At 40.6% G+C, this 26,829-nt stretch carries 23 protein-coding genes; 10 read left to right on the top strand and 13 right to left on the bottom strand.

The genetic code is table 11. The annotated features are described in order from the left end of the window. The first annotated feature begins 51 nt into the window (after nucleotides 1–51). Complete coding sequence (gene mutL / locus QJ048_RS10890; RefSeq protein WP_282334377.1) at nucleotides 52–1,932, top strand: DNA mismatch repair endonuclease MutL; 1,881 nt, start codon at nucleotides 52–54, stop codon at nucleotides 1,930–1,932. 171 nt (nucleotides 1,933–2,103) lie between these two features. Here the strand turns inward: mutL and QJ048_RS10885 are convergent, their stop codons facing one another. The 3 genes from QJ048_RS10885 to QJ048_RS10875 all read right to left on the bottom strand — a co-directional run bounded on the left by QJ048_RS10885 (nucleotide 2,104) and on the right by QJ048_RS10875 (nucleotide 5,577). Further along, entirely contained in the window at nucleotides 2,104–3,417 is a 1,314-nt protein-coding gene (locus tag QJ048_RS10885) for a D-alanyl-D-alanine carboxypeptidase/D-alanyl-D-alanine-endopeptidase (protein WP_282334376.1), read from the bottom strand. A gap of 137 nt (nucleotides 3,418–3,554) precedes the next feature. Further along, complete coding sequence (locus QJ048_RS10880) at nucleotides 3,555–4,691, bottom strand: formimidoylglutamase (RefSeq protein ID WP_282334375.1); 1,137 nt, start codon at nucleotides 4,689–4,691, stop codon at nucleotides 3,555–3,557. Between the two features lie 109 nt (nucleotides 4,692–4,800). Beyond that, on the bottom strand, nucleotides 4,801–5,577 hold the full coding sequence (locus QJ048_RS10875) for an enoyl-CoA hydratase/isomerase family protein (protein WP_282334374.1): 777 nt from the start codon (nucleotides 5,575–5,577) through the stop codon (nucleotides 4,801–4,803). 302 nt (nucleotides 5,578–5,879) lie between these two features. On the opposite strand from QJ048_RS10875, the gene QJ048_RS10870 reads away from it, so the two are divergent. The 8 genes from QJ048_RS10870 (at nucleotide 5,880) to QJ048_RS10835 (ending at nucleotide 13,345) form a co-directional block, all read left to right on the top strand. Next, on the top strand, nucleotides 5,880–6,254 hold the full coding sequence (locus QJ048_RS10870) for a hypothetical protein (RefSeq protein WP_282334373.1): 375 nt from the start codon (nucleotides 5,880–5,882) through the stop codon (nucleotides 6,252–6,254). A gap of 172 nt (nucleotides 6,255–6,426) precedes the next feature. After that, nucleotides 6,427–8,745 (top strand): TonB-dependent receptor, encoded by a 2,319-nt coding sequence (locus QJ048_RS10865; protein WP_282334372.1) that lies wholly within the window; start codon nucleotides 6,427–6,429, stop codon nucleotides 8,743–8,745. A gap of 3 nt (nucleotides 8,746–8,748) precedes the next feature. Then, nucleotides 8,749–10,380 (top strand): PepSY domain-containing protein, encoded by a 1,632-nt coding sequence (locus QJ048_RS10860; protein ID WP_282334371.1) that lies wholly within the window; start codon nucleotides 8,749–8,751, stop codon nucleotides 10,378–10,380. 211 nt (nucleotides 10,381–10,591) lie between these two features. Next, the gene (locus QJ048_RS10855; protein ID WP_282334370.1) at nucleotides 10,592–10,936 is read left to right on the top strand and encodes a hypothetical protein; all 345 of its coding nucleotides are present in this window, start codon (nucleotides 10,592–10,594) and stop codon (nucleotides 10,934–10,936) included. Between the two features lie 156 nt (nucleotides 10,937–11,092). Beyond that, on the top strand, nucleotides 11,093–11,470 hold the full coding sequence (gene gcvH, locus QJ048_RS10850) for a glycine cleavage system protein GcvH (protein ID WP_282334369.1): 378 nt from the start codon (nucleotides 11,093–11,095) through the stop codon (nucleotides 11,468–11,470). Nucleotides 11,471–11,548: 78 nt separating this feature from the next. Then, nucleotides 11,549–12,085, top strand: coding sequence for an RNA polymerase sigma factor (locus tag QJ048_RS10845; protein WP_282334368.1), 537 nt, complete (start codon nucleotides 11,549–11,551; stop codon nucleotides 12,083–12,085). 2 nt (nucleotides 12,086–12,087) lie between these two features. Further along, complete coding sequence (locus QJ048_RS10840; protein WP_282334367.1) at nucleotides 12,088–12,924, top strand: anti-sigma factor; 837 nt, start codon at nucleotides 12,088–12,090, stop codon at nucleotides 12,922–12,924. Between the two features lie 25 nt (nucleotides 12,925–12,949). Beyond that, nucleotides 12,950–13,345 carry a VanZ family protein gene (locus QJ048_RS10835; protein ID WP_282334366.1) on the top strand — a complete coding sequence of 132 codons (396 nt, stop codon included), beginning with the start codon at nucleotides 12,950–12,952 and terminating at the stop codon, nucleotides 13,343–13,345. 413 nt (nucleotides 13,346–13,758) lie between these two features. On the opposite strand, the gene prfA is transcribed toward QJ048_RS10835, so the two are convergent. Next, complete coding sequence (gene prfA / locus QJ048_RS10830; protein ID WP_282334365.1) at nucleotides 13,759–14,826, bottom strand: peptide chain release factor 1; 1,068 nt, start codon at nucleotides 14,824–14,826, stop codon at nucleotides 13,759–13,761. Nucleotides 14,827–14,941: 115 nt separating this feature from the next. On the opposite strand from prfA, the gene QJ048_RS10825 reads away from it, so the two are divergent. Continuing rightward, nucleotides 14,942–16,102 (top strand): amidohydrolase family protein, encoded by a 1,161-nt coding sequence (locus tag QJ048_RS10825; RefSeq protein WP_282334364.1) that lies wholly within the window; start codon nucleotides 14,942–14,944, stop codon nucleotides 16,100–16,102. Between the two features lie 237 nt (nucleotides 16,103–16,339). On the opposite strand, the gene lysS is transcribed toward QJ048_RS10825, so the two are convergent. The 9 genes from lysS to QJ048_RS10780 form a co-directional block, all read right to left on the bottom strand. After that, nucleotides 16,340–17,860 (bottom strand): lysine--tRNA ligase, encoded by a 1,521-nt coding sequence (gene lysS / locus QJ048_RS10820; protein WP_282334363.1) that lies wholly within the window; start codon nucleotides 17,858–17,860, stop codon nucleotides 16,340–16,342. Between the two features lie 107 nt (nucleotides 17,861–17,967). Continuing rightward, nucleotides 17,968–18,750: a sugar transferase gene (locus tag QJ048_RS10815; protein WP_282334362.1), complete on the bottom strand. Its 783-nt coding sequence runs from the start codon at nucleotides 18,748–18,750 to the stop codon at nucleotides 17,968–17,970. Nucleotides 18,751–18,888: 138 nt separating this feature from the next. Continuing rightward, complete coding sequence (locus QJ048_RS10810) at nucleotides 18,889–20,196, bottom strand: O-antigen ligase family protein (RefSeq protein ID WP_282334361.1); 1,308 nt, start codon at nucleotides 20,194–20,196, stop codon at nucleotides 18,889–18,891. A 107-nt stretch (nucleotides 20,197–20,303) separates the two neighbouring features. Further along, nucleotides 20,304–21,104, bottom strand: coding sequence for a glycosyltransferase family 2 protein (locus QJ048_RS10805; RefSeq protein WP_282334360.1), 801 nt, complete (start codon nucleotides 21,102–21,104; stop codon nucleotides 20,304–20,306). Between the two features lie 26 nt (nucleotides 21,105–21,130). Continuing rightward, nucleotides 21,131–21,850, bottom strand: a complete 720-nt coding sequence (locus QJ048_RS10800) for a hypothetical protein (RefSeq protein WP_282334359.1) — start codon at nucleotides 21,848–21,850, stop codon at nucleotides 21,131–21,133. 5 nt (nucleotides 21,851–21,855) lie between these two features. Beyond that, entirely contained in the window at nucleotides 21,856–23,292 is a 1,437-nt protein-coding gene (locus QJ048_RS10795) for a flippase (RefSeq protein ID WP_282334358.1), read from the bottom strand. Nucleotides 23,293–23,315: 23 nt separating this feature from the next. Beyond that, complete coding sequence (locus QJ048_RS10790) at nucleotides 23,316–24,416, bottom strand: DUF1972 domain-containing protein (RefSeq protein WP_282334357.1); 1,101 nt, start codon at nucleotides 24,414–24,416, stop codon at nucleotides 23,316–23,318. Beyond that, entirely contained in the window at nucleotides 24,376–25,404 is a 1,029-nt protein-coding gene (locus QJ048_RS10785; RefSeq protein ID WP_282334356.1) for a glycosyltransferase family 4 protein, read from the bottom strand. Before QJ048_RS10785 ends, QJ048_RS10790 begins: the two co-directional genes overlap by 41 nt. Before the next feature lie 175 nt (nucleotides 25,405–25,579). Further along, on the bottom strand, nucleotides 25,580–26,827 hold the full coding sequence (locus QJ048_RS10780; protein ID WP_282334355.1) for a hypothetical protein: 1,248 nt from the start codon (nucleotides 26,825–26,827) through the stop codon (nucleotides 25,580–25,582). Between the last annotated feature and the right edge of the window lie 2 nt (nucleotides 26,828–26,829).

The raw sequence follows: 26,829 nt of genomic DNA, 5'->3' as shown, positions 1-26,829 counted from the left end.
ATCCTCAAATTTTCAAATTAACCTAATTTCGCAAAAAAGCGGACGACGACTTTGACAGATATAATTCAACTACTACCAGATAATATAGCCAACCAGATAGCTGCAGGAGAAGTGATCCAAAGGCCAGCAAGCGCCGTGAAGGAATTGCTGGAGAATGCAGTAGATGCGGGGGCAACCGAAATAAAACTGATCATTAACGATGCCGGCAAGGCATTGATTCAAGTAATAGACAATGGAAAAGGGATGAGCGAAACCGACGCACGCATGTGCTTCGAGCGCCATGCCACTTCCAAAATCCAGCAAATCGACGATCTTTTCCACATTCGCACCATGGGCTTTCGCGGCGAAGCGCTGGCTTCTGTAGCTGCAGTATCGCAAGTGGAGCTTCGCACTAAAAGAGCAGGAGACGAAACCGGAACCTGCATTGAAGTGGAAAACAGTTTAGTTATTAAACAAGAACCAATTGCTATCAACACGGGAACCAGTATAGCAATGAAAAATCTCTTCTTCAACATTCCAGCAAGAAGAAATTTTTTAAAAAGCAATGCTGCGGAAATGCGCCACATCGTGGATGAATTCATTCGCGTGGCAATGTCATTTCCCCATATTTTCTTTTCACTTACTTCTAATGGTGCTCAGCTTTTTCATTTGGAAAAAGGAACGCTGAAACAACGAATTATTCAAATCTTAGGCAACCAGTACAACGCAAAGCTGGTGAGCGTTCAGGAAAATACAGACTACCTTAACGTTCAGGGTTTTGTAGGCAAACCAGAAACGGCAAAGAAAACCCGCGGTGACCAATATTTTTTTGTAAACAACCGCTTTATTAAAAGTGCGTATCTCAATCACGCAGTAATGAATGCCTACCAGGAAGTGATCGCAACCGACAGCTTCCCTATGTATGTGTTGTTTATTGAACTGGACCCTGCCCAAATCGATGTGAACGTGCATCCCACAAAGCAGGAGATAAAATTTGAGGATGAAAAAATCGTCTACGCTTTTGTACAGGCCGCAGTAAAACATGCGCTGGCACAGTTCAGCATTACGCCTACACTGGAGTTTGATATTGATGTAAATATTCAGCAGTCAGACGCCGTAAGTAAACCGTTTACGCAAGACAAACAATCGGCTGCGGCTTCATCCAACTTATACCAATCCTTTACACAAAAGAACCAGGCGCATTTTATTGATACGGGTAAAAGCGAACTGAAACATTGGAAAAGTTTTTACGAACCATCTTCCAAACCTGTCGAGGAAAAGTTTGAGTACGAAAAACAATTGCCTGTTCAAAGTGATGACAGTGGCATGGATTACGCCACAGCTGATCTTTTGGGCTTTGTAAAAAAGAAAAAACATCAGTTCACCGATGACACTGTTTTTACACAACTTCACAGCACTTATATCATAGCGCCAGTTGAAGATGGTTTTTTATTGGTGAATCAGCAAACGGCTCACGAACGTATTTTGTATGAACGTTATGCCGCAGCATTGGTTGGCAGATCAATCTCCATTCAAAGAAGTTTATTTCCCGCAACCATAGAATTATCTCCGCAAGACTCGGCTATGCTGAACGAACTTATTCCGGATCTTCTTCAGTTGGGGTACCAGGTGGAACCTTTTGGATTAAACACTTTTGTGATACAAGGCTCGCCCGCCGATCTAGAAGAAGGAAATGAAAAAGCAGCAATCGAGCATTTGATGGAGCAATACAAACATTTCAGCAGCGATGTAAAATTTTCTAAAAGAGAAAAACTGATCCGTTCGCTGGCGTGGCAGCATTCTGTGAAAGCTGGTCGCTACCTGAACATAAAAGAAATGCGCAAACTGGTGGAAGATCTGTTGGTGTGTGCACAGCCAAATACCACACCGGGTGGTACACCAACATACGTTGAATTTAAAGGCAGTTATTTGCAAAAATTGTTCAACGCATAATGCGTATGGGCGAACGGTATTCACCCTGATGCATGCCGCAGAGACGACGCATTGAATGCGTATCTGTTACACCGCGATTTATTTCAAGATATTCGGAAACGTTGATTTTCAAGAGACGTATTCAATGCGTCTCTACGGTAGCACCCAAATGTGATGTAATATTCCGGGTGATCAATATTTTTCATACACCTCCAGCAAAAATTTCTCTATTGCCTTTCTCACATCCACATTCGCCGCATGGTGATTATTAACCAGGATGGAAAAAACCAGTTGCTTATTATGGCGTGTTGTAAAATATCCGCTCAAGGCAATTTGTCCTGTTAAGGTTCCTGTTTTTGCGTACAAATTATTCGTCAATGTTTTATAGTAGCCTTTCAGCGTGCCTGTATTTCCGGTAGGGAAAATGGTTGAAATGCGCTGCCACGGAAATTCATTTTTCATTTTACTCAGGAGCCACACAAAATCCTGCGGTGTAAACAAATTGTAACGGCTAAGTCCTGAACCATCTACCCATGTTGGGTTTTGAGGCAAATCTTTATAAGCAGATTTCAACAACGTATCAATAATACGACCATCATTCATTACGCCGAGTTGTTTATTCGCAACCATCAGCAGCGTTTGTTCCGCCATAAAATTATCGCTGCTATGGATCATTTCACGGAACATAGAATCTGTTGGCTGCGATTTTTTCACCTGCCAATTTCCAGACGGCAATTTCTCCGCAACTGTGATCTCTTTTTGCAGCGTATCTTTTAATAGTTCCAACGCAGAAGCGACACCATTGGTAAAAAAAGGAACATCCACCACTTTCATGATTTCCTTTCCCTGCGATATTTCAAAAACATTTTCGTCTCTTCTTCTTATAACATTAAAAGCCGAAGTTCTTTCCGGATTGAATTTTACTTTCCAGTCAACCTCAGGCTCAGAATACACGATATTGTCTTCTGCACTTGAAGCATCTTGTTGGCGCATTTGCGTCCACTTGATTACATTTCCGTAAACCGGGAACGGACTGCGTTCCGTCATATAGTAAGAACTGTAATCATCCCATGCCCAGCCATAACCAAGCGGTTTTTCCTGCCAGTTACTATCAGTTATATAAACTTTCTTAGAGGTTTGTTGAAGCCATTTTACAATCGGCTGATTCAAAAAATCCGGATGTAAAAATGTAGGATCGCCTGTAGGTTGTAAGTAAATAGCATCCTTTGTCTCCTGGTAACGAATGCCGTCAATTGAGTCGCTGAGAAATTTCATGCCGGCATACAATGTGAAAAGCTTTGTATTAGAAGCAGGAACAAAATATTTATCTGCCTGGTAGTTGTACCAATATTTGTTTGCCGAAGGCTCGTAAATGCAAATGCCCACATGCGCAGCCGCGAGACTTGAATCTTTAATAAGATCCCTGGTAGCGACTTTGGCAATCTTTTTCTGTAAAGAACAGGAGCCCAGGCACAGAGAGAGAACGCAGATCTTTATGATTTTCATGATTGGTCATGATTAGTAATTGATTGAAATTAAGGTTTCCTCAGATAGTAACATTTATCATCTCACACAATCTCAAATTTAAAACCCATAACAAATCATGATAATCCTGAAAACCTGCGTTCTTTCTCCACTACCGCCTAGCTTCTCTCCTGCGCTCTTAACCATCTCTCCGGCAGTTCGTTGCTACTCGCCTGAAGGTAATCTTTATGTGAGCAGGCAATGAAAGTTTCGTCCGGCATGCGCATCCACCAGCGGCCGGTTTTTTTGCTTTGCAAAAAAGTAGTTTCAATTTCAGAGAAGGTAAGATGATATTCGTAGAAGCTATCACGATCTTCAAGCGTTGCTTCCATCTTGCCACGGCTGGCGCCATCCATCAAATACCACAGCATGTGGCTAATCTGTTTTGCCGTTAGTCCATCCTTGTCCAGCTTTTCATCAAAACCGTAAATACCAATGGTGCTGATGTTTGGACTCATGCCTGCATAACGCATTAGAATGCACGCTTCTTCGCCAATAAAGCCATTTGGGGAAACAGCTCCCGCAGGTGCATATGCATGCGCAAATACGGCCATATCAAAGCTCAGCATATTGCTATTGCGAATCACCGGCTCCATTTCTTCCATAAACTCCTTTGCATGGCCCACACGGAAGCAATCGAAGCGAAGCTTATCAATTGTTTCCAGCATATGCGGATGTACATAGTAGCTTTGAAAGCCGATGTGATTATAATGTTTTATGAAGTTTGGCTCGCCGGTAAGCATTTCCATCAGGAAGTTGTCCTTGCGCAAAGGTGAGTCTATATCGAGATTAATAAGCGCATCGATGCAGGTTGCCTCAATAATTTGTGTGCGTTGAGAATATACATAGTATTGAGCAAGCGTCATATCGTGGGAGCCGCCGAGAATGACAACCGTTTTTCCCATGTCAATCAATTCTTTTGCGACCATTTTCACCACCGCATAAGAATCATTGAGGGACGCACCTGTTTTCACATTACCCAGATCGGCAATTTGCAAATTGGTGTGCCAATAATAAAGTGAGTAAAATTCCTGACGTATTGCGTCTGCAGCGAGTGACGGAGCATTTGCAAAACCCGCTCCTCGTGTTTCCTTACAGCCGATGAAAACAATATCTGCCTGTTCAATATCCGGCAGCTCGTCTTCATACACGTGAATTATTTTTCCTATTTGGCCATCTTTGTAACCTTCATCGTTATTAAGAGCAGCAAGGTTAACAGGTTCTAAAAAGTCAGCAAGGCTTTGTAAATCACTCATGGGGCAAAAATAATTGAATAACTGAATAACTGAGGGGTTGATTTTCAGTTTTGCACTACAACCTTTAGCCATTCAGTTTATTCAGTAATTCAATTATTCAGTTATTATTTTATGACACTTTCTCTCTAAACCTTTCCAGCGCCATCTGCGCCTCTGCCCCCAGGATCAACTTAGCACTAATTCCGGCGCGGTAGTATAGAAGTTCGTCCCAATTTTCGCAGCCCTTCCAGAAAATGTTTTTCATTTCCCTCATCGCGTCGGGACTAAAGTGAGAAAGTGAATCTGCAAGGCGTTTAATGGATTCGTCCATATTCTCTATAGAAGTATGCACCTCGGCATACAGACCTTTACGCTTAGCCCAATCGGCATTGCGCCATTTGGTGGCATCTATTGCAAGGTTGCTAAATGCTGCAGCGCCAATCTTTCTTTCAACTGCGGGCCCTATTACAAACGGACCTATACCTATGGAAAGCTCACTGAGTTTAATTTCAGCAGCGTCTGTGGCTATTGCATAATCAACGGCGGATGCAATACCAACGCCGCCGCCAACACATCTGCCTTGTATGCGTCCAATGATAAACTTTGGACACTTACGCATAGTATTGATCAAATTGGCAAAGCCCATAAAAAAACGCTTGCTTTCGTCCAGATTTTTCAGACTCCTGAGTTCGTCAAAAAATGCACCGCTGCAAAAGGTGCGATCGCCTTCCGAGCGAAGCACGATTACCCTGGTTTCTCCATCATTTGCTGCTGCGTGAATAGTGTGGGCAAGTTCTTCAAGTAGTTTTCCGGGAAGAGCGTTGCTTTGGGGGTGATAGAATTCAATGGTGGTGATCCCCTTGGAAAACTCGGTTCTTACGTGCCCATTGTTAATTTCCTTGATCATGGTTTTCTGTTTATTCGTTAATCATCCTCTTTTGGTATATATGGCAGCTTTCTATAAAGTTACTCAATAAGAATATTCGTTTTTCGCGAAATAACATTTGAGTAACCATAAGAAACCGAGGTTTTGACAAACCCGGCCCAATAATATGATAAGAATCATATTTGCTCGCCAAAGCCTCATATACATAACGTTATACTTTTTGAAAAATTACTTTTGGGCGAAACATTCGGAATTTCCTTAATAAAATTTTAAATCTCACGCTGTGGATACTAGTTTTACATCAAATTGCCAAAGCAAACGTCTTGATGAAGTTCACCGCCATATTTTTCCTGATCATTATAGCTGCTACATCTTTCAATAAAGTAGTGGTACTGGCGGATTATATGCTAAACAAAAAATACATCGCAACCGTGCTCTGCGAAAACAAAGCCAGGCCGATGATGCATTGTAACGGTAAATGTCATTTAAGAAAACAACTTCAAAAAGAAGAAGATCAGCAAAAGAAAGAAGGGCAAAGTGCGCAGGAAAAATTTGAAGTACAGTTTTGCAATATCCCTTCCTTCATCTCTTTCGAACCAACTTATTCAGAGAATTCTATTAACCATAATTCCTCATACAGCAACAGTTACGCATTTACTGTTGTTAACACATTTTTTCACCCGCCATCTTTCGCATAGATAATCTTCCATTAAGCTAAAATGTACGTTGTACGAAGTACGATGTACGAATTACTGTAGTGTGTACCATTCAAATGATTGTCGTACACCGTACATCGTACTTCGTACACATTTCAACAGATACATAACGCTCCATCTTTCCAGCCTCGATTTCAAATTCAAAACCTACAAAATGTTTTTTAAAAACATACTGGTTTGTGCTATGCTCCTGTTTGCGATGCAGGCATTCAGCCAAACTATGCAAGGAAAAGTAATAGATAAGAACTCCAAAGAAGCACTTGCCGGTTGCTGTATTTATTGTAATGACAAGATTATTGCCACAACAAACGATAAAGGCGAATTCAAACTCTCGCAACAGTTTCAACACAAAACAATTACTGTTACCTACACCGGCTTTCAGTCTACGGAATTAAAATGCGAGCAACTGACAGTCATAAGCCTTGAGCCGACAAATAATACCTTGCAGGAAATATCCGTGTCTGCCAACCGCGAAGGCGTAAAACGATCGCTGGCGCCTGTTGCCATTGCAAACATCAATTCCAAAACAATCAAGGAAACCAAGGCCACAACTGTTGACCAACTACTGAATAAAGTAAGCGGGGTATACATGGTAAACCTGGGAAATGAGCAGCACATGATGAGTATCCGCCAGCCTATGACCACCAAAAGTATGTTCCTGTACCTGGAAGACGGCATTCCTATTCGTACAACAGGCCTCTTCAACCACAACGCTTTGCTGGAAATGAACATGGCCGCTGTAAAAAATATCGAAGTGATCAAAGGGCCGTCTTCTTCGCTCTATGGAAGCGAAGCCATTGGCGGCGCGGCAAACTTCATCACTGCATCGCCAACAGCCGTGCCTGTGCTTAAGTTATCTGTGCAGGGAAATGACATCGGCTACAAACGCGCAGACCTTCAAACGGGTTTTACCGCAGGTAAATGGGGCGTTTCGGTAAATGGTTATTACGCGGACAAGCGCAACAGTTTTATTGAATACAGCGATTTTCACAAAGGAACATTTACTGCAAAAGTTGACTATCGTTTCAATAGCAAAACATATCTGACCAACGGCGTTACATGGTTAAATTATTACAGCGATATGCCCGGCGGCATTGACAGCGCTATGTATGCAGCAAAGTCGTTCAGCAACCCGCAAACATTCACCTACAGACAGGTAAACGCATTGCGCTACCACTCCACGCTTGTACATGAATGGAACGACCGCAGCAAAACCACAGCATCCGTTGTTTACCGCGACAATACGATCATTCAAAATCCATCTTACAGCATAAAGGATGACTACCACTACACATCATCCGGATGGAAAGGCAACAAAATGCTGGCCCACGGAGAGATCAACAATTCTTCCTTCAATAGTTATGCGTTCATTGCGCAGCACAGACAAAATCTTAACTGGAAAAAAGCCGTAATTATTGGCGGCGTAAACGTCGACATTAGTCCTTCGACATATACCGCCAACTACATAAAAATTAACAAGGATACAATCAGCAAAAAATACACGAGCTATCAAAACACGGACAGCATGCTTGCGCTGTTCAGTACAAACATCAACAACTATGCGGCTTTTGTGAATTTTGAATTTTCACCTATAGAAAAATTGCGTGTTGTGGCGTCGCTCCGCTATGATTTGTTCAGGTATAAATTCGACAATTCATTGCCAACTTCGTCTTACTCAGGAGCTACAGATACGATCAAAAACTTCACCGCAGTTAGCCCGAAAATTGGTTTCACCTATAATTTCAGCGATGACGTTGGCATCTACGCAAATTACAGCCAGGGCTTCGTTCCGCCACAAATCACCGATCTGTTTAAAGGCGTTAAAGTTCCCAATCTTGACCCTTCCGTTTTTTATAACTACGAAGTAGGTGGATGGGTTTCTATTATTAAAAACAAATTCAACGCAGACGTAAGTGCTTACTCTTTGCAAGGCACCGACGAAATCATTTCCGTTCGCCTTAATGACGGTTCCTATGAAACCAGGAATGCGGGAAGAACATCTCACAAAGGCATTGAGCTTGGCTTGAATGCTAACCCGATCAAAAGCCTGTCTGTAAGATTCAGCGGTGCTTACAGCAAACACACATTTGTTGATTACGTGGAAAAAGGGATCAATTATAATAAGAACGAAATGGCGGCTGCGCCAAACTGGTTGTACAATACAGAAGTTTGGTACAGACCTGCTTTTGTAAACGGTTTGCGTATAGGCGCAGAATGGCAGCATGTTGGAAGCGATTGGCTCGATCCGCAAAACACAGCTAAGATCGGCCGTTACAATGTATTCAATGTGCGTGTTGCTTACCAATACAAAAACGCCGAAATATGGGTGAATGCGCTGAATGTGGCTAACACCTACTATGCTTACACAGCCAGCAAAAGTGCCTACGGTTATAGTTACAATCCGGGGGAGCCAAGAAATTTCAATATTGGCGTAGCGTACGATTTTGGCAGTTTGTTCAACAATAAAAAGTAAAGAATGTCCCTTAGAAAATATTTCCGCCAGCGAATGATGAAATGGCACCGAACGGTTAGCCTTATAACCGGTATTCCCGTGCTGCTCTGGGCCGCAAGTGGTTTCCTGCATCCGCTCATGACGAATGTTCGCCCGAAAGTAGCGCAGCAAACAATCAATGCTTCACCTGTAGATACCAATCAAATTGTGGTGCCATTGTCACAGGCTTTGCTTTCAAATAAAATTGATTCGGTAAAAAATATAAGATTTGTTCACATCAACAAGCATCTGTTTTATCAAATAGAATTGCCTGAGCAAAAAGGTGTGCAATACATCAGCGCCGAATCTGGAAAATCACTCGCTAACGGTGATGAGATTTATGCAAAGCAACTGGCATCTATTTTTCTATCGGGAAATTCAAAGAGCGATGCGAGTGTAATGGAATGTTGCAGCAACCCGGTGAACAGAAATACTCTGCTGGCTTCTACAACCGTGGACCGCACGAAAAGCACCGATGCAAAAGATTGCTGTGAAAATATGAACATGAAGGGCGGAGCGAGTGCTACCGTTTCAGGCATTGAAAAACTTACCAGCTTCAACGAAGAGTATAAATACATTAATCGCTTACTGCCTGTTTATAAAGTAAATTTTAAAAGAGACGACAACATCAGAATTTACGTGGAGACCACGCAAGACAGGTTTGCATTTGCGATGGATAAAAAACGGCTTGTGTTTGATAAGATTTTTTCCCTGCTCCACAATTGGTCATGGTTAGATGGATTGGGCAAGGGCAGATTGTTGGTCATCAGTTTGATCACCGCTTTTACATTCTTCAATACAATTCTGGGTCTCTATATTTTCTTTACCACCAAACCGAAGAAGAATGGCAATGGCACGAGCGGCGCAAGAAGCAATCACCGTTTTGTTTCCATTGTAGCGGCACTGTTTACACTGTTGTTTACGTTTAGTGGTTGGTACCATGCATTCAACAAAATGACAACGACCGCTGTTGCGCAAACAACAAACGACGCTTCATTCGCGGCAAGCGAACTAAAGCTGGATCTTAATGCGGCTCTGCAAAAATTATCTTCCGGCGAAACGTTTACCAATATTGGCCTTTCTGATATCGACGGAACTGTTTACTGGCAATTGTATGCAGAATCAGGCAAACAAAACAACTTGCAAGGCGACCTAATGAAGGACCAGAAAGTTTCCGCACCAGTTGTGAAATTTGTCGACAACAACAATTACGAACTTGTAAAAGACGGAGAGAAATTGTATGCGCAGCATCTCGCAAATACGTACAGCGAAAGCTCCAACAAAATTGTGGCAACAGAACTCGTTACAAAGTTTACTGACGAATACGGATTCATCAACAAGCGCCTGCCGGTTTGGAAAGTGCAGTATGAAACAGACAATCATGAAAAATACTATGTGGAAACAAGCACAGGTGCTCTGGCATTAAAGATTAGTGATAAAGACTTAGCCGAAGGCTACAGCTTTGCATTGTTCCATAAACATCACTTCATGGATTTTGGCGGCAAAATGGTTCGTGATATCAGTACAATGTTTTGGGCGTTCATACAAATTGCAATGGTGGCGGTAGGGTTTGTATTGTATTTCAAGCTGAGAGGGAAAGAACGCAGGTTGTCATAAGAAAGCACACGGATGACACTGATTAGACTGATTTTACACGGATAATAATTGAGTAACTGAATAACTGAATGTTTATGTTTAAGAAGCTTGGTTGATTTCAAACCTTCAATTATTCAATCATTCTGTTATTCATTATTGAGAAAGATCAGCGTAGATCTGCTAAATCAGCGTCATCTGCGTGCCATTCTCTCTCTTCCCCTACCTTTGCACCATGAATATTCAAGACGATTTACAAAGCCGCTGGTGGCAACTGGAAGCGAAATTGGTGGAGCGCTTTGGCAAAAAGCCCGATATGGAAACCATTCTTTTCATGATAGGCATCCAGGAGCTGGGCGATATACGAGAAAAATTTTCCAAGGAACAGAAGCAGGACCTCATGCATATAGCTGTTTGTACCGTGCTCACGCCAAGCGGCTACTATGAAATGGAAGGAGTAGACGCAGATGGATGGCCACATTTCCGCCAGCTAAAAGAGCTGCCCAAATACAATTTAAAGGATCAGGAAGATTTTTTAAAGGACCACGTGTTGATGTATTTTCAACAACGGGGATTTTAACTAGTGGAAAATTGAGAATTGAAAGTGGAAAATGATTGCTCTGATAACTGCAACCAGCACTAACATCCAACAGCTAACAACTATCACCCAACAACTATTTTCTTTTTTATCAAAAAAAAAGCATCTTTGCTGCACTAAAAACTAAAAAAAAGTATCATGAACTTTCCAGATAATCTGCGTTATACAAAGGACCACGAATGGGTTAGCCTGAGCGGCAATGTTGCAACAGTTGGTATTACAGATTTCGCACAAAGCGAATTAGGAGATATCGTATTTGTAGAAGTAGAAACTGTTGGTAAAGCTTTGGGTACCGGTGAAATTTTTGGCACTGTAGAAGCTGTAAAAACGGTGAGCGACCTGTTCTTGCCTGTTGCGGGAACCATCACTGAATTGAACCCTGCTTTGGCTGGAAGCCCTGAGTTGGTTAACACAGATCCATATGGTGAAGGCTGGATGATCAAAATGACTGTAAGCAACCCTGCGGAAGTAGATGCATTGATGGATGCTGCAGGCTATAAAGCAATCGTGGGTTAATCCAAACAAGCTATTTTTACGTATATAAAGAGTGCTTCGGCGCTCTTTTTTTGTTATATTGTATCACTTTCAACGTTATTGTCACTTAAACAAACATACACCGAAGCGGAGCTTGTAGTGCTTTTAAAGAAACGGAATAATAGCTCATACGATTATCTGTATGATCATTATTCCGGTGCTTTGTACAGCATTATATTACAGATTGTACAGGACGAGAATATTGCCGCAGATGTGTTGCAGGAGGTTTTTGTAAACATCTGGAAGAAGATAGATAGCTATGATGAAACGAAGGGGCGCCTGTTTACATGGATGCTCAACATAGCACGTAATGCAGCGATAGACATGATCCGGTCAAAAACCTACCGCAACAGTAACAGAAGCGTATCACTTGATGGCAACGCGGATAATTTACAAAGCACTCAATTGCAAGTTGACGGCATCGGATTGAGGAGGGCAGTTGACAAATTAAAACCGGAACAACGGTCGTTAATAGAGCTCGCTTATTTTTTAGGATATACACACGAGGAGATTGCAGAGATAGAAGCAATTCCCTTAGGTACGGTAAAAACAAGGATCAGAGCGGCTCTGCAACAATTGAGAACATTCTTGAAATAGAAATGAACATACAGGAATACATACAAAGTGGTATTATTGAGAGCTATGTGCTCGGGCTTGCTTCGGAGGAAGAGAGACTTGAGTTTGAAAGCGTATGTGCCACGTATCCTGAAGTGGTAGAGGCCAGGGAAGCACTTGAGCTTTCTCTGGAACATCAGGCCGTATCTAATGCGGTTACACCGCCGGCCTACCTAAAGGACAAAATACGCAGCGCCATTGGCGGCCAGCAAGCTTCTAATGAAGTCACTACAAGCTATACGACTACAGAAAACGATTATGCAGACGAGGATCAACCGCTTATTATAAGAAAATTATTCTCACTCCGCTCTGCCGCAGCCGCTGCTATTATTTTACTGGGTGCAAGCACTTTGTTGAATTTTTACTTCTACAGGGAAAACGGGAAATTGGTTAAAGCATTTAACGATCTGTCCGTTCAGCATTCTCAATTGGTAAATAACAACCAATCGATGCAGGCAAAATTGCAGGATTATGCTGCTAATTTTGAGCACATCAGAAACCCAAGAATGAAGGCTGTTAAGCTTCCTGGCGTTTCTGCAAACTCTTCCAGCATGTGTACCGTTTACTGGGACATGCAAACAAAAGATGTGTATTTAATGGTGAATAATTTACCGAAGCCAGCGACTGGGATGCAATACCAACTGTGGGCAATGGTAGATGGCAAACCTGTAGATGCAGGAATGCTCGATATGGATAAAGACAATATGGTTGTAAAAATGAAAAATATCCCTTCGGCTACGGCATTCGCAGTTACTTTGGAGAAAAAAGGAGGAAGCCCAACTCCCGACATGAACGCCATGTATGTTATGGGAACCATTTAATGCTCACACTATTTATTTTTTTCCTGTGCTAAAATTTCTTTTTAAAACACCTGTCGTACCCGTATTCTGGACTTTGATGATCCAGGTTTTATTGTGCCTGCCCGGCTCTGCCATTCCACAAAGCAGCTGGCTGGACGCTATACACATTGACAAGATTGTACATGTAATATTATTTGGAGGACTTGTAGTTACGTGGGCCTTGTTCCTCAACCGGAACCGTTTCTTCTCTAATCAGCTCACAAAATTTCTGCTGATATTATTTTTGTTTTCTACGGCAAATGGCATTTTGTTGGAATTCGTCCAGAAATATTACATACCTAATAGAAGCTTTGATTTATATGATATTATGGCAGATGCCTGTGGAGCTGCAGCGGGTTTTTTATTTTCTTTCATTTATTTTTCAAAATCACGCAGCATTTAATAAAGACATATTGTCTTGAAATAAAAAGGCCCTTGTAGAAACAAGGGCCGTAACCAAAACTAACTGCTTATGAGAAAATTGACTGCTTTTGTGTAAGTCAATAGAAAGACTGTTTTATAAATCGAACTCCATATGTAAGATGCAAAACTGATGCCTTCGGTTCGATTTCTTTTGTTAAAGTATCCTTAAAGAGCTTTTAGACTTCTCGTCTCACTTTTCAACATCATTTTCACATCACAAAGCAACGCAATAACATTGTAACTTGCAAGTGCTTTTCGTCAGCTTTTCAAAATTTTAACACTACAAATACTGATTTTAAGCAGGTTACGGTAAAAATGCGGCCTTTAACGGTCGTTTTTCACGTATTTATACTTAACCCGGCACATTCGGATTTTGTAGAAGTTGTTACCCGTTTACTGTTGTTGAGATGTCATCTTTTCGGCATTCTCCGCAAATTGCAGCGCATCAATGAATTCGTCTACATCTCCGTTCATTACAGCATCAAGATTATATACGGTTAATCCAATCCTGTGATCGGTTACGCGACCCTGAGGATAATTGTAAGTTCTGATCTTGGCACTTCTATCGCCTGTACTCACCAAGCTTTTACGGTGACGGGAAATCTCTTCTTCCTGTTTACGCACTTGTTCTTCATACAAACGAGTACGCAACATATTCATCGCCTTTTCCCTGTTACCCAACTGGGAACGCTCTGTTTGGCAAATCACCACGGTTCCGGTTGGTAAGTGGGTCAACATTACTTTGGTTTCCACCTTGTTAACGTTCTGTCCACCCGCACCACCGCTTCGCGCAGTTTCCATTTTCACATCACTTTCTCTCAATTCGAAATCCACTTCTTCTGCTTCCGGCATTACCGCTACTGTTGCAGCACTGGTGTGTACACGTCCGCTAGCTTCCGTAGCAGGTACACGCTGTACGCGGTGCACCCCACTTTCAAATTTCAGCGTTCCGTAAACATCATCACCCACAACTTCCACGTTCACCTCTTTATAGCCTCCTACAGTACCTTCACTTTCGCTCAAAATGGCTGTTTTCCAGCCTTTTTTGGCACAATAACGCAGGTACATGTCCAACAGGTTACCTGCAAATAAACTAGCCTCATCGCCGCCGGTTCCCGCACGAATTTCAAGAATGGCATTCTTCTCATCCTGCGGATCTTTAGGTATAAGCAATTGACGTATCTCTGCCTCCATTTTCTCTTTTCGCCCTTCAAGATCAGCGGTTTCAAGTTTCGCAAGATCCCTTAGTTCATCATCATCGCCCATCAAAGCTTCGCGATTAAAATCGATATCGTCGAGTAATCTTTTGTACGCATCATAAGCCATTACAATTTTCTCCAGGCTACGGTATTCTTTACTCATAGCGCTGAACTTCTTGTTGTCACTCACAATCTGAGGGTTTGTAAGCGCAACACCCAGGTCCGTAAATTTTGCTTTAATGGCTTCTAATCTGTCTAACATATTGTAATATTATTTTGAAACCGCAGAAGTAATGCTGTCCGCATCATAGCTTTGCCCAGCCAACTTCAACCGTTCAGCCTTTTTTAAAGGTTTGCAAAATTAATTCAATTAAAGCATGCGTTATCAAAAATTCAAAGGTGATTTTTTATTTACAGGAAAAGAAATGCTAGCAGGCGATCATGCATTGATAATCAGTGAAAAAGGCGAGGTGCAGGACATTGTTCCCGTCGGCGAAGCGGGCGACGATATCCAGGTTTTTGAGGGCACTTTGGCGCCGGGATTTGTGAACTGTCACTGTCACTTGGAGCTCAGCCATTTGAAAGATGTGATTCCTCCACACACAGGGCTTGTTGATTTTTTAATTTCGGTTATACAAAAACGTGGTTTTGAAAAAGAAATGATTGCAGACGCGATTACAAGAGCAGAACAGGAAATGTATAACAATGGGACTGTTGCCGTTGGCGATATTGGCAATACCACAGATGCGATCGCAACGAAACAACGAAGCAATATTTACTGGCAAAATTTTATAGAGGTGCTCAGCTTTTCGGATGCACGTGCAGAAGAAAACATGGCCAACTACAAAAATATTTTGCAAACATTTCAGCAAGAGCTAATCGGCAAAAGTTCACTGGCGCCACATTCACCATACAGCATTAGCCCTAAAACGTTTGACATGATCAATGCTGCTACGAAAGATCAGATCATTTCCATACACAACCAGGAAAGCATTGCAGAGGATGTTTTATACAAAACCGGTGAGGGAGATTTTCTCAAATTGTATAAAAACTTTGGCGTTGAGAAATCGCCGTTTCCTGTAACCGGCAAATCCACTATTCAATCTTATTTGCCACACTTCAATAACGGACAAACTATTTTTCTTGTACACAACACTTACATGCAGGAAGAAGACATTGTATTCGCCAACAATCATGCTGCACAAAATGGTTTGCAACTGGTGTATTGTTTTTGCCCGAATGCAAACAAATACATTGAAAACAGGTTGCCACAATTGGATATGTTCATCAAGCATAATTGCCGCATGGTTTTGGGAACCGACAGCTACAGCAGCAACTGGCAACTCAATATTGCTAAAGAAATAAAAACCCTGCATGAGGCTTTCCCCAATATTCCATTGACCACTCTTTTGCAAATGGGGAATTTGAATGGTGCAGAAGCACTACAATTGGCGGGTAAAATGGGCAGTCTTGAAAAAGGAAAAACGCCGGGAGTGGTAGTGATTTCGAGAGACTTTGAGAGTAGAAGAATTGTTTAGAAAAGTCGTTAGGCGATGAGCCGCATTGCTCTGTTCTCCGAAGCTTTTAGCTTCGGAGTTTTATTCTGCTGCCTCTGGCAACTTTACTATCGCCAAAGGCGATAAAATAATGCTGCAAGGCTACAAGCCTTGCAGAGCCTGAAGCTTCGGAGAGCGTAAATAAAAAAGTTGTTAGCTGTTAGACAATATGTTCGAACTTAAAGTCTAGCAACTAACAACTATAAACAAATGAACTATTTACTCACTTTTCTCCTGCCTCATCTGAGGGAAGAACAATACATCCTGAATTGAGGGCTGGTTGGTCATCAACATTACAAGTCTGTCAATACCAATACCGATACCACTTGTAGGCGGCATACCGTATTCAAGTGCTCTCAAGAAATCGTAGTCGATATACATTGCTTCATCATCGCCGCGCTCCATCAATTTCACCTGATCTTCAAAACGTTCACGCTGATCGATAGGGTCATTTAACTCACTGTACGCGTTTGCCAGTTCTTTTCCATTGATCATTAACTCAAAACGCTCTACCAGTCCGGCTTTGCTGCGATGTTTTTTGGTAAGCGGACTCATCTCAACCGGGTAGTCGATAATAAATGTTGGCTGTATATAATTGTCCTCACATTTTTCACCGAAGATCTCATCAATCAGTTTGCCTTTACCAAATTTTGGATCGGCGTGCAAACCAAGTTGCTTGCAAGCACCACGCAAACCTTCTTCGTCCATTGCGCTTACGTCAATACTAGTATGTTCTTTTATAGCATCATAGATAGAAATGCGTTTGAACGGCGCCTTGAAACTGATTATTTTATCACCTACTTGTACTTCTGTTGTACCATGTAATGCGAGGGCAATTTTTTCAAAAAGCTGTTCTGTTATTTCCATCATCCAGAAATAATCTTTGTATGCGGTGTACCATTCAAGTACTGTAAACTCAGGGTTGTGCGTTCTGTCCATACCCTCGTTGCGGAAGTTGCGGCTGAACTCATATACCCAGTCAAAGCCCCCAACGATCAGCCTTTTCAGGTAAAGCTCATTTGCAATACGCAGGTACAAAGGCATGTCCAGCGCATTGTGGTGAGTGATGAACGGCTTTGCCGCAGCACCACCCGGAATGCTTTGCAGCACAGGCGTGTCCACTTCAAGTGCCCCTTGTCCGTTAAGGAATTCGCGGATCGTGTTCATCAATACCGTTCTTTTAACGAACGTATCTTTCACCAAAGGATTAACAATCAAATCTGCATAACGCTGACGATAGCGGAATTCAGGATCCGTTACTTCGTCAAACACATTACCTTCTTCATCACGTTTTACCACCGGAAGCGGTTTAAGTGATTTTGTAAGTAAGGTGATTGTTTGGGCGTGGATGGATGTTTCGCCGGTTTTGGTAATGAATACATAACCGGTGGAACCAATAATATCACCAAGGTCCAGGCCATGTTTTACCACGTTATCAAAGAAAGATTTATCCTCACCCGGGCAGATCTCATCACGCTTTACATATAATTGAATGATTCCTTTGCTGTCTTGTATCTTAATAAAGAAAACCTTGCCTTTGTCGTTAATACTCATGATCCTCCCGGCAACGCACACTGAGCTGTACTTTTCCTTATTCTGTTCAGTAAAATCGTTTTTTATATCCGTTGAAAAATGACTAACCGGATATAACGGCGCCGGATACGGGTCGATGCCCGCGGCTTGCAGTTTTGCCAATTTCTCCCTGCGAATGATTTCCTGTTCTGACAAATGTGTATTCATAAAAAAAGCCCGCTTTCAAACGAGTGTGCAAAAATAGTCGTTTATTTTTTGCGCACTACCCTTTAAAAGCGGACTTTACTAAAAAAGTTAAAATCTTATGTAGAAAATCAAACCACCATTTTCTTGCTCACCTCTCTAACCCGTGCTATTTCCGGTTTTGGCGAGATTGTAAGCTTATTTTCAGTCTCTTCGATTTCATTCCTCCGTTTCAATAGCGCATTTAACGTTTGCTGAAAGGTCAGATTGATCAGTTTCAAATCAAGAAAAAAACTAATGTTGCGCACGTAAAAAATGTCCCACTGATACCTTAAAACAACGCTTTCCATATCGTTTGTAGGTCCGCGAAACCCTTTTGTCTGGGCCATTCCTGTAATGCCTGGTCTAACCGAGTGTCTCAAGTCGTAGCTGGCAACAACGCTCGAAAAATCCTGGCAGTCTTTTGTCATATGCGGCCTGGGGCCTACGATGCTCATATCTCCAAACAAAACGTTAAAAAACTGTGGTAACTCATCTATGTTGGTATTTCTGAAGATGCGACCGATTCTGGTTATCCTTGCATCGCCATCTGTCGCCTGTTTAATATCTGCAAAATTATTTACTACCATTGTGCGCAATTTCAGGCAGCTGAATAACCTTCCTTTATAACCAACTCTTTTTTGTCGAAAGAAGACCGGCCCGCTGGAGTCTAGTTTTATCAAAATAAAACAGAGGGGCAACAGCCATGATAACAAACACGTAATCACTACTAAAGAAAATGCTATGTCGAAAATTCTCTTAGCAATAAGGTGTTTCTTTTTGATACGGGCATAGGGCGTTTGCCTTCTAATATTATTAACAGTTGTCAACTCCGTTCTTAAAACTTTTCCAGTTTTTTGTTGTGCAATGTTCATGTTATCAGACAAGGTTTTGTTGGTCAATCAGGATAATGGCAAGCGCCGCAAATATATCCCATAATATATCAATAACAATACCACAAAGTGGGTAGTGTCAACGATATATATCTAACACCTAGCTGACAACAGTAAATACTAAACCGTTGCATCAAAAGGAGTTTCTTTGTTATTTTTTTGCAAATAGTAATAGTTCCAAAAAAGAATGGAGAAAAATACGAAGTAAACAATGCCGGCCTGTGTTTGCAAAACGGATTCCTGCATCATGAATAAAATACCGGTACACTGAAAAATGTAAAAGATCCCTTTATTTTTAACGTACCTAATAGAAAAAAATGGTAGGGCCAAGATCAGAATAAGACATATAAGTCCGGGAATACCGATCATTTCAAGCGTTTGCAAGTACATATTATGGATCGCAATATTGTACAAAGGAGACTGAAAACCATCTTCTTTTTTAAATCCTGGAATACCAAGTTGCAGGTACTTTTCATTTTGAATATCATTGATATCGCCGTTGCCGCAGCCTTTCCACCAAAGATTTTTCTCTACAATGTTTTCAATGGCAACCCTCCAGATTAATGGCCGGGCATTTAAGTTATCTAATACAAACTCTTTGTGTGAAAAGTCTTTTTGAAATACCAGATCCATGTTACCCCTTGCAACTAACAGGTATCTTTCCTTAATTGGATTTTTTGTAAACAGAATAATACTGCAAAATGTGCCCACTACAACAGCAAGAATGCTTATTTTAAGCAAGTATTTCTTTGGGTTTCTAAACAAAAATTTAACAGCAGTTAATCCAAGGTACAGAACGAATAAGAATATGAGAAGCCTGCAGGATAGCAGGATAAAAAAGACAAGCAATAAGCTGAATACCGACCATTTAAATGCTTTTCTCTTTTTTGTGAAAACCGATGTAAATCTGAAGCTGACAAACAAATACAAAGCAAAAATTGTGTAGAACGACATGTACACCGCGTTCGCATCAAGCATGCTCACTAGGGTGTGATAAAAAAATTGACTGGCGTCGCCATTTTTGTTAAACAGGTAAAACGCATGAATGATACAGAAAAGGGCAATCAAACTAACGCCGGTAATAAAGCTGATAAATATTTTTTCGAGTGCCTTTCTATCGATTTCTCCTGTTCCTATAAGAATGGGAAAGATTACAAAAGTTAATTTGGACACAATATCGACGGTTGATTCTTTCTTGTTATCGCTATAAAAATAGCTCAACCCAAACAACGCAAAGTAAACTATCCAAACCAGGTATCCGGGCTTTAAAAGGCGTTGAATTTTTGCAGCGAAGTTTCCCTGAATCAACCAAGCCAGCGCCAATATCCAAGCCGATATGGCTCCAAGGTAGAATGGAAAAGGGATTATGAAAGCAATTAAACACAATGCGTTTACAAATAGCTTGTCACGCCAGGAGTTCAGACTCATTTTATAAAGATATAAATATATTAAATGCTTTTAAGCTGCGTCCGGCCGTAAGACCTGACGCTTTTCATACGTAATGGCAGAGGCATTGGCGGGCAGCACGAAGGAAATCAATCCGAATATTTTTTCCTGATCGGAGAAAATCTTGATCGATAAAATTTCACGACCGAATTTAGTCCCAACTTCTGAAACAGTTTTGCTGCTGCAATTGCGATTGTCTGTTTTACGAAGAACAGCTGGTGTCGTAATTTTTCGTCCGACAAATAAATGTCTTTGATCTTTCTCAATTCTTTAACAGCATCATACCAATACTTGTCGCTCGCGCCGGCCCAGCGCATATTTGCCAGGACTGATGGTATATATTTGTAGGTGCAGCCTTTAAGCATAAATCGGAGCAACAGCTCATAGTCCATTGCATACTTGTAAGAAAGATTAAACACGCCGAACTTTTCATAGCAGTGTTTCCTGATAAATACAGTGGGGTGATTCACTGACATTTCCCTTTTAAGGAGGTTGTGATTGCCGCAAAAAATAGAGTCAAAGGCATTGTTTTTCCAAAGCCTCAGGTCTCCATAAGCTATGTCTGCTTTTCCTATTTCGTTTACAACTTTTTCAACAGTGTCTTTTTCATACCAGTCATCTGCATTCAAAATACCTATTATCTCACCCGTCGCGTGCCTTATTCCTTTATTAAAGGCATCGCTGATTCCCTGGTCCTTTTCCGAAATAATTTTTTGAATGCGGTCCTTGTACCTGTTCACAATAGGCATTGTATTGTCTGCAGACAAGCCGTCAACAACGATATATTCAATATTGGGATATGATTGCTGAAGTACACTGGTTATCGCCTGTTCAATGTAATCCTCGCCATTGTAAACAACTGTTATGATCGTAACTAACGGATTTTGCATTCAGTATAGTAAAAGTGAATTATTGATTAATGTGCCAGAACTTTATTAGCAAGTTTCTGAATAAACAATTTGAACTTTGTTCTTTTGTAAGGCAGTCCCGTACTTCCGGAAACACCTTCAAAATCTGGAATTGTCTTAAAATTCCGGAACAATCTCCTGTGCAAAGTTAGGGCATTATAATAGAGATGTTCCAGGTAAACGCCACTGTTGTCATCAACCTTTGGATATTCATTAATAAGATAATCGACAAAAGTTTTTGTCTTACAATGATAAAATCTTGTATCTATTTTGTCTCTTTTTTTAAATGGATTGAGCCCAATGATCTGGAAATAATTCTGATCCTTCTTTATTGCTTTTAGTACCTGATCAATATTATTTACGACCAATCTTCCAGTTACTTTGCAGAATGACGCTTGTTGATTGAGTAGTTTACTTTCTGAGAAAAGGTATTTTAGCATTTCGCCTTCACCGTAACCTTTTCCTTTTTTGAAGATATTATCCTTGTCGCCGTGAAAGCTATAACATTCCAGCCTTTTGTCATTTTCCCGCGCCAACGTTGCAAGATCCTGACGAGAGGAATAGTCGAATCCGCTATTGTCGCAAATGATGATGTTCTTTATTTGCGTTGATGACAAATAAAATTTTATGCTTTCAACATATTGCTCCAACCTCTTTTTAGCATCTGTCAAAACTGTAAAATTGCTATTCACATATACTGCAGATGTAATGACCAGCGTGTGATTCATCCTTTTTATGAATTTCGAATTCTTAAAAATTTGTTCAGGCTTCCTGATACCAATTCGTCTTTTGCCACAAATAACTGAAGCAATAAATAAACTATAACTGAAGCGGATATTCCCGCTGCCAAAATGATAAAATCTTTGCTAAGAACCCTTCTTAATGCATATGCGATTAAAACGAAAGAGCCTGAAAACAGCAGACTTACAAAGATTGTTTGAGCATTTATTTTGATAGCAAAATCCTTTTTTACAAAATGATAAGCGATAATTATTATCAGCAATTCAGTAGTAACGATACATATCGCCGAGCCCAGGCCGCCCAAAAAAGGAATTACAACGATGTTGGAAACCACTGAAAAAACAGCTCCCGATAAGATGGAAATAAGCATTTCCCTGTTCTTGTTGGAAGTCATCAAAACCTGCATTGCGTATAGAGATAGAAAGGGCGATAGAACAATTACAAATGCGACCATTCGCATCATTGGAATTGCATCGATAAAATTATTTCCTGAAATCACCCGTATAATTTCAGGTGCATAAATATAGGTACCTACCGCCGCTGGAATACTAAACACAGAAATGGCATGACTAAATTTATTCGCCATTTCTTCAAACTTACTTTTTTCGTTCTGAGCGATTGCTATAGACATTGATGGAATCAAAACGGTTCCCAGAGAGGTTATAACGGGAACAATTGTCCTTACAATACGCACTGTTGCTGAATACAGTCCCACTTCCCTGTTATTGGAAAAAAAACCAAGCAATACAATATCAAGCATTCCGTAAATATTGATGGCAAGTACTGTGGCAAAAATTAAAAACAACGGTTTCATGTGTTTTCTAAAATTCAGTTGCCGGAACACAAACGTCACCTTACCTTTAATCAGTAGCGTATTCCAAATCTGGTTACCCACGATCGAAAAAATTAGAACAATCAGATAGCGAAGAACATCATCCGGCGTTTTTACAAAAACAAATAATGCAGCCAAACTGATTAGCTTTATGATCATCGAGCGTACAGCAATGGTTTTAAATTCATCCAGTCCGGAATACAGCCAATCTATATTTAAAAACCCAAGTAAAATATTCGCACTGCAAAAAAAATAGAGAGATGTATTAATCGCAAAAAATGTAACCGAGAAAATCAACACCAGGTAAACAGCAAACAAACCGATGCTGGCTATCGCATTAATGAAAAATAATTCGGAAAAGAGTTTTGACAACTCGATTTTGCTTGACCTGTATTTCGCAACTTCTCTTATTCCATATACCGGTATTCCCAGTGCTGCAACGATTACAAAATATTGAGTGAATGTCAAGGCAAACTGGGATATCCCTACGCCGTCAGGACCCAAAATCCTCGATGCATACGGAAAACTAACCAGGGGAAAGAGAACGTTAAAAACAGCGAGCAAAGCATTATAAAAAAGATTTTTCCTGACATTCATTCTCAAAGCTATGACGTTGTTTATTAATGAGATTTCGTTTTCAAGGAATTGGTTAAAAATAATTCAAGCTTATTTATTATTTGTGTCCACGAATAATGAAGAAGAATCTTTTCCTGGTTTTCCGACAGCATTTGAAGATTATCTTCTTTCTTTAATTCACTGTCCAACACAGAAGCGACGTCATTTTCATTTTCAAAATAAAAGGCGTCATCTCCCAATACCGACCTGTTAAAGATATTTTCATTTGCAACAATCAACGCGTTCGACGACATTGCCTCAAGCAATGACGGATTGGTACCCCCCACGGAATGTCCATGAAAATACAAATTTGAGTAAAAACGCAGGTTATCCAAAGTATCCAGATCATAAATGGCACCCGTGAAAATAATGAAAGCTGACTCGTATTTTTCTTTTAGTTGCTTGCCATATTGATTGTTAAGCCCCCCTACTACCACGAGAGGAACTTTGTGTGCCGCTTTAACGTGGCCTCTGATAATTGCTTCTATATTGTTTTCGGGCTCCATTCTCGCGATCAGCATGTTGTATTTATATTTCTCAAGATTGTATGGTTTCAACACTGCCTCGCTCGAAGTCGCTATTGGTGTAGCGCCGTACGCAATAAATTCAGATTGCTTTTTGTATTTGTCCCACAAATAGCTTTGAATGCCCTTTGAATCAGCAATTAGATAGTCGCTGTACAATGCCGCCCATCTTTCCGCAGATTTCAAAAAAAGCTTAACCGCTTTGGAATATTTACTTCTTTTCCACTCCAGGCCATCCATGTTAGTGATCAGAACAGACTTCCCGGAATATAAAAAGCTCCAGACGCTGCTGCTGGTATAGCCAAGTTGCAAAATAATATCATAGTTCCGCTTTCTGGAATCAAGAATACAATTCAAGTCGTAAATAAATTGGCCTGCTGACCCCAATTTATCTTCGGGGTCGCTCTGGTGAATAATCTTGACACCTTTCCATTCATTTCCCTGGTAAGGATGCAATGAAGAGTTGTATACAAAAACCTCGTGTCCCCTCTCCACCAAAACGGGAGCCACGCATTCTACAAATTGTTCAAACCCGCCATGTCTATTGGGTATTCCCCTTGTTCCAATTATTCCGATTCGCATAATCAATACTTTTTTGTAAAACGATATTATAGGCCTCTTCAGTTTTCAATGCGGCAATTTCCCATGTGTAGTTGGAAATAATTTTTTCGCGTAATGCTTGCTTAACCGGTTCTTTTGCCGCTTCGTCTACCGCTTTAAAAATTGACGACGACGATGCCGGATCACAATAAAATGCCAGGTCACCGAAATATTCACTAGCGTCGCCTTTGTCTGTAATAACCACGTTGCAGCCCATTGCGCCTGCCTCCAGAGAACTCAATCCAGTTGTCTCAAACCAACTGGGAAGGACATGAACTTTTGCCTCCTCATAATAGCGAACCAGCTGCTGCTGAGGTATATTGTCAATAAACGAAATGTTCGCAGATGCAGCTGCCTTGCATTGCTCAAAATAATCAAGCTGATTTGTTGCAGCAGCTCCTATAATGATTAATTGGTACTCAGTATCATTTAGGGCTTTAATTAAATTGAGCTGGTTCTTTAATCCTTCAATTCGTCCTACACACAATACGAGTTTTTCATTTTTTGCAGGTGATGAATTTTTCAAAAATAATGCTGTACTAATCGCGTTTGGAACAACCAAATAATTTTGAGTTGTTTTATAATTTCTTGCCAATCGATTGTATTCACTATTAGAATTGGGAAGCAATAGTGAAGCTTCTTCAATTACGAACTTCAGTGATTTTCGGTGTCCCCAAAACAGATACACAGGGCTCACAATTTTTTCCCCTTTGATAATGGCTCTTGCAATTACTTTCAGGTACTCAATAAAATCAGCCGAAAAGAACTTGAATAACATTCCCATTAATCCTGTCCGAGCTTTCTTTTCAAACTCAGCATATTCAACATAGATGGTGGATACTACAAAAGGTTTTCCGGAATTTCTAATATGCGACAGGATATCCGCAGGCCGTATTATATTAAAAAAATGAAGAAGGTCGTAAGATGAATAGTCGATTTTATCAGTACACGACCTAATATCAACATGCACGCCTCTTGCAGAAAGATGCTTTGCTGTTTCGGTAATTTGAACAGTGTCTCCGCCTTTGTTGGTATAAATAGTGGCCCTTGTAATAAATAAAATCTTCATCTGCTTTAAATCGTAAATTCATCACAAATACATTAATAATAGCTTCGCAAACGTTGCATAGGAGAAACTGGATTATCTACGCATTCCGTATCAATTCATTATTGTAGTAATCGGGAAAAACATTTCTTTTATTAAATTCAGGAAAAATAGGCGCAGTAAATGCTAAAATCCAAATCACGTACTCGGCAATGTTAGTAATAAAACTTCCTGTAAACTGGTAAATGAAAATGAAAATGAAAAGTCCCAGTCTGTAATAGTTGTCAAATACACGGGTTTTGAAGAATAAATAAAACTCGACGCCCAATTTAAGCAAAACGCCCAGTAGTCCATATGCAGCCAATATATCAGCAACATTGTTGGGAAGAACCACTTCGCTTTCTGCAAAATATCTGTGGTAGAATTCCTTGAAAAAATCTGCACCAATTAACTTCGTTTGGCCTGGCCCACACCCGAATAACAGGTTCTTGTCCCTTGCAATTTTGTATGCAAGAATTATTGAATCGCTTGTTCTGCCGTTAAAAGAAGTGTCATTACCACCAATGATGTTGCCAATTCGAAGAAACAACACGTTGTTGGGAAAAATATAGTAGAGAATAAAAAATACAGCGGGGAGCACAACAAGACCCGTTATCAAAATATATTTTATCTTCTTTATGTAAAACAATTTGACGTCTGACACCAATAGAAGAACAAAGCCTAAAGCAATTCCTCCAAGTACACCAAAAGAAAACGAAAGTAAGATGGGTAGTGTGGCAAGGCAAAAGATCAACATGTTACTTCCCGTGCGAAAAAATAATATTTTCAAATAATAATAATATACCAGCGGAACCAACAACAACGAATAATAGGAAGCTTCATAAGTGAATAGCTTCAGTCTGTACACATTGCCGGATCCCGCGGTGAGGCTATTTTTATACCACAATATTGGCTTCAAAAAAGGAACGAAATAAAACGCCAGTGCAAGAAGCACCAGAAAAAAATTAATTATGATCAGCTTATTGAATATTCCCTGCAGACTATTGCAATTCAGCAGGAACTGATAAAATGCCATGCACCAAAAGAATACCGAAAGAATTAAAACATATGATTTGGTGTAACCGGCAAAACTTACTCCATTAAAAAAATGAACAACAGCAAATACCACCGACAGTGCCACAAAAAAATAGAAATATTTGAAAACGGGATATTTGTAAAGCCACAAGATAAATACCGGCGTTAAAAGCGTCGTGTATAATAATCCAAGCGGCAATAAAAGACTATTAAAAAAAAAGTAAAGCACAGCGAAGGGCAAATACTTATTTATTTTACCATCTGAATCAACCATTG

Source organism: Pinibacter soli (assembly GCF_029961145.1).
GTDB lineage: Bacteria > Bacteroidota > Bacteroidia > Chitinophagales > Chitinophagaceae > Pinibacter > Pinibacter soli.
The sequence above is the reverse complement of the archived record's forward strand: the minus strand, read 5'-3'. Positions and strand labels throughout refer to the sequence as shown.

What these genes read in the sequence shown, in the direction of transcription:
- QJ048_RS10885 (WP_282334376.1), bottom strand. Translation starts at nt 3,417, where the DNA reads ATGAAAATCATAAAGATCTGCGTTCTCTCTCTGTGCCTGGGCTCCTGT.
- QJ048_RS10880 (WP_282334375.1), bottom strand. Translation starts at nt 4,691, where the DNA reads ATGAGTGATTTACAAAGCCTTGCTGACTTTTTAGAACCTGTTAACCTT.
- QJ048_RS10875 (WP_282334374.1), bottom strand. Translation starts at nt 5,577, where the DNA reads ATGATCAAGGAAATTAACAATGGGCACGTAAGAACCGAGTTTTCCAAG.
- QJ048_RS10865 (WP_282334372.1), top strand. Translation starts at nt 6,427, where the DNA reads ATGTTTTTTAAAAACATACTGGTTTGTGCTATGCTCCTGTTTGCGATG.
- QJ048_RS10860 (WP_282334371.1), top strand. Translation starts at nt 8,749, where the DNA reads ATGTCCCTTAGAAAATATTTCCGCCAGCGAATGATGAAATGGCACCGA.
- QJ048_RS10855 (WP_282334370.1), top strand. Translation starts at nt 10,592, where the DNA reads ATGAATATTCAAGACGATTTACAAAGCCGCTGGTGGCAACTGGAAGCG.
- gcvH (WP_282334369.1), top strand. Translation starts at nt 11,093, where the DNA reads ATGAACTTTCCAGATAATCTGCGTTATACAAAGGACCACGAATGGGTT.
- QJ048_RS10840 (WP_282334367.1), top strand. Translation starts at nt 12,088, where the DNA reads ATGAACATACAGGAATACATACAAAGTGGTATTATTGAGAGCTATGTG.
- prfA (WP_282334365.1), bottom strand. Translation starts at nt 14,826, where the DNA reads ATGTTAGACAGATTAGAAGCCATTAAAGCAAAATTTACGGACCTGGGT.
- QJ048_RS10825 (WP_282334364.1), top strand. Translation starts at nt 14,942, where the DNA reads ATGCGTTATCAAAAATTCAAAGGTGATTTTTTATTTACAGGAAAAGAA.
- lysS (WP_282334363.1), bottom strand. Translation starts at nt 17,860, where the DNA reads ATGAATACACATTTGTCAGAACAGGAAATCATTCGCAGGGAGAAATTG.
- QJ048_RS10815 (WP_282334362.1), bottom strand. Translation starts at nt 18,750, where the DNA reads ATGAACATTGCACAACAAAAAACTGGAAAAGTTTTAAGAACGGAGTTG.
- QJ048_RS10810 (WP_282334361.1), bottom strand. Translation starts at nt 20,196, where the DNA reads ATGAGTCTGAACTCCTGGCGTGACAAGCTATTTGTAAACGCATTGTGT.
- QJ048_RS10805 (WP_282334360.1), bottom strand. Translation starts at nt 21,104, where the DNA reads ATGCAAAATCCGTTAGTTACGATCATAACAGTTGTTTACAATGGCGAG.
- QJ048_RS10800 (WP_282334359.1), bottom strand. Translation starts at nt 21,850, where the DNA reads ATGAATCACACGCTGGTCATTACATCTGCAGTATATGTGAATAGCAAT.
- QJ048_RS10795 (WP_282334358.1), bottom strand. Translation starts at nt 23,292, where the DNA reads ATGAATGTCAGGAAAAATCTTTTTTATAATGCTTTGCTCGCTGTTTTT.
- QJ048_RS10790 (WP_282334357.1), bottom strand. Translation starts at nt 24,416, where the DNA reads ATGCGAATCGGAATAATTGGAACAAGGGGAATACCCAATAGACATGGC.
- QJ048_RS10780 (WP_282334355.1), bottom strand. Translation starts at nt 26,827, where the DNA reads ATGGTTGATTCAGATGGTAAAATAAATAAGTATTTGCCCTTCGCTGTG.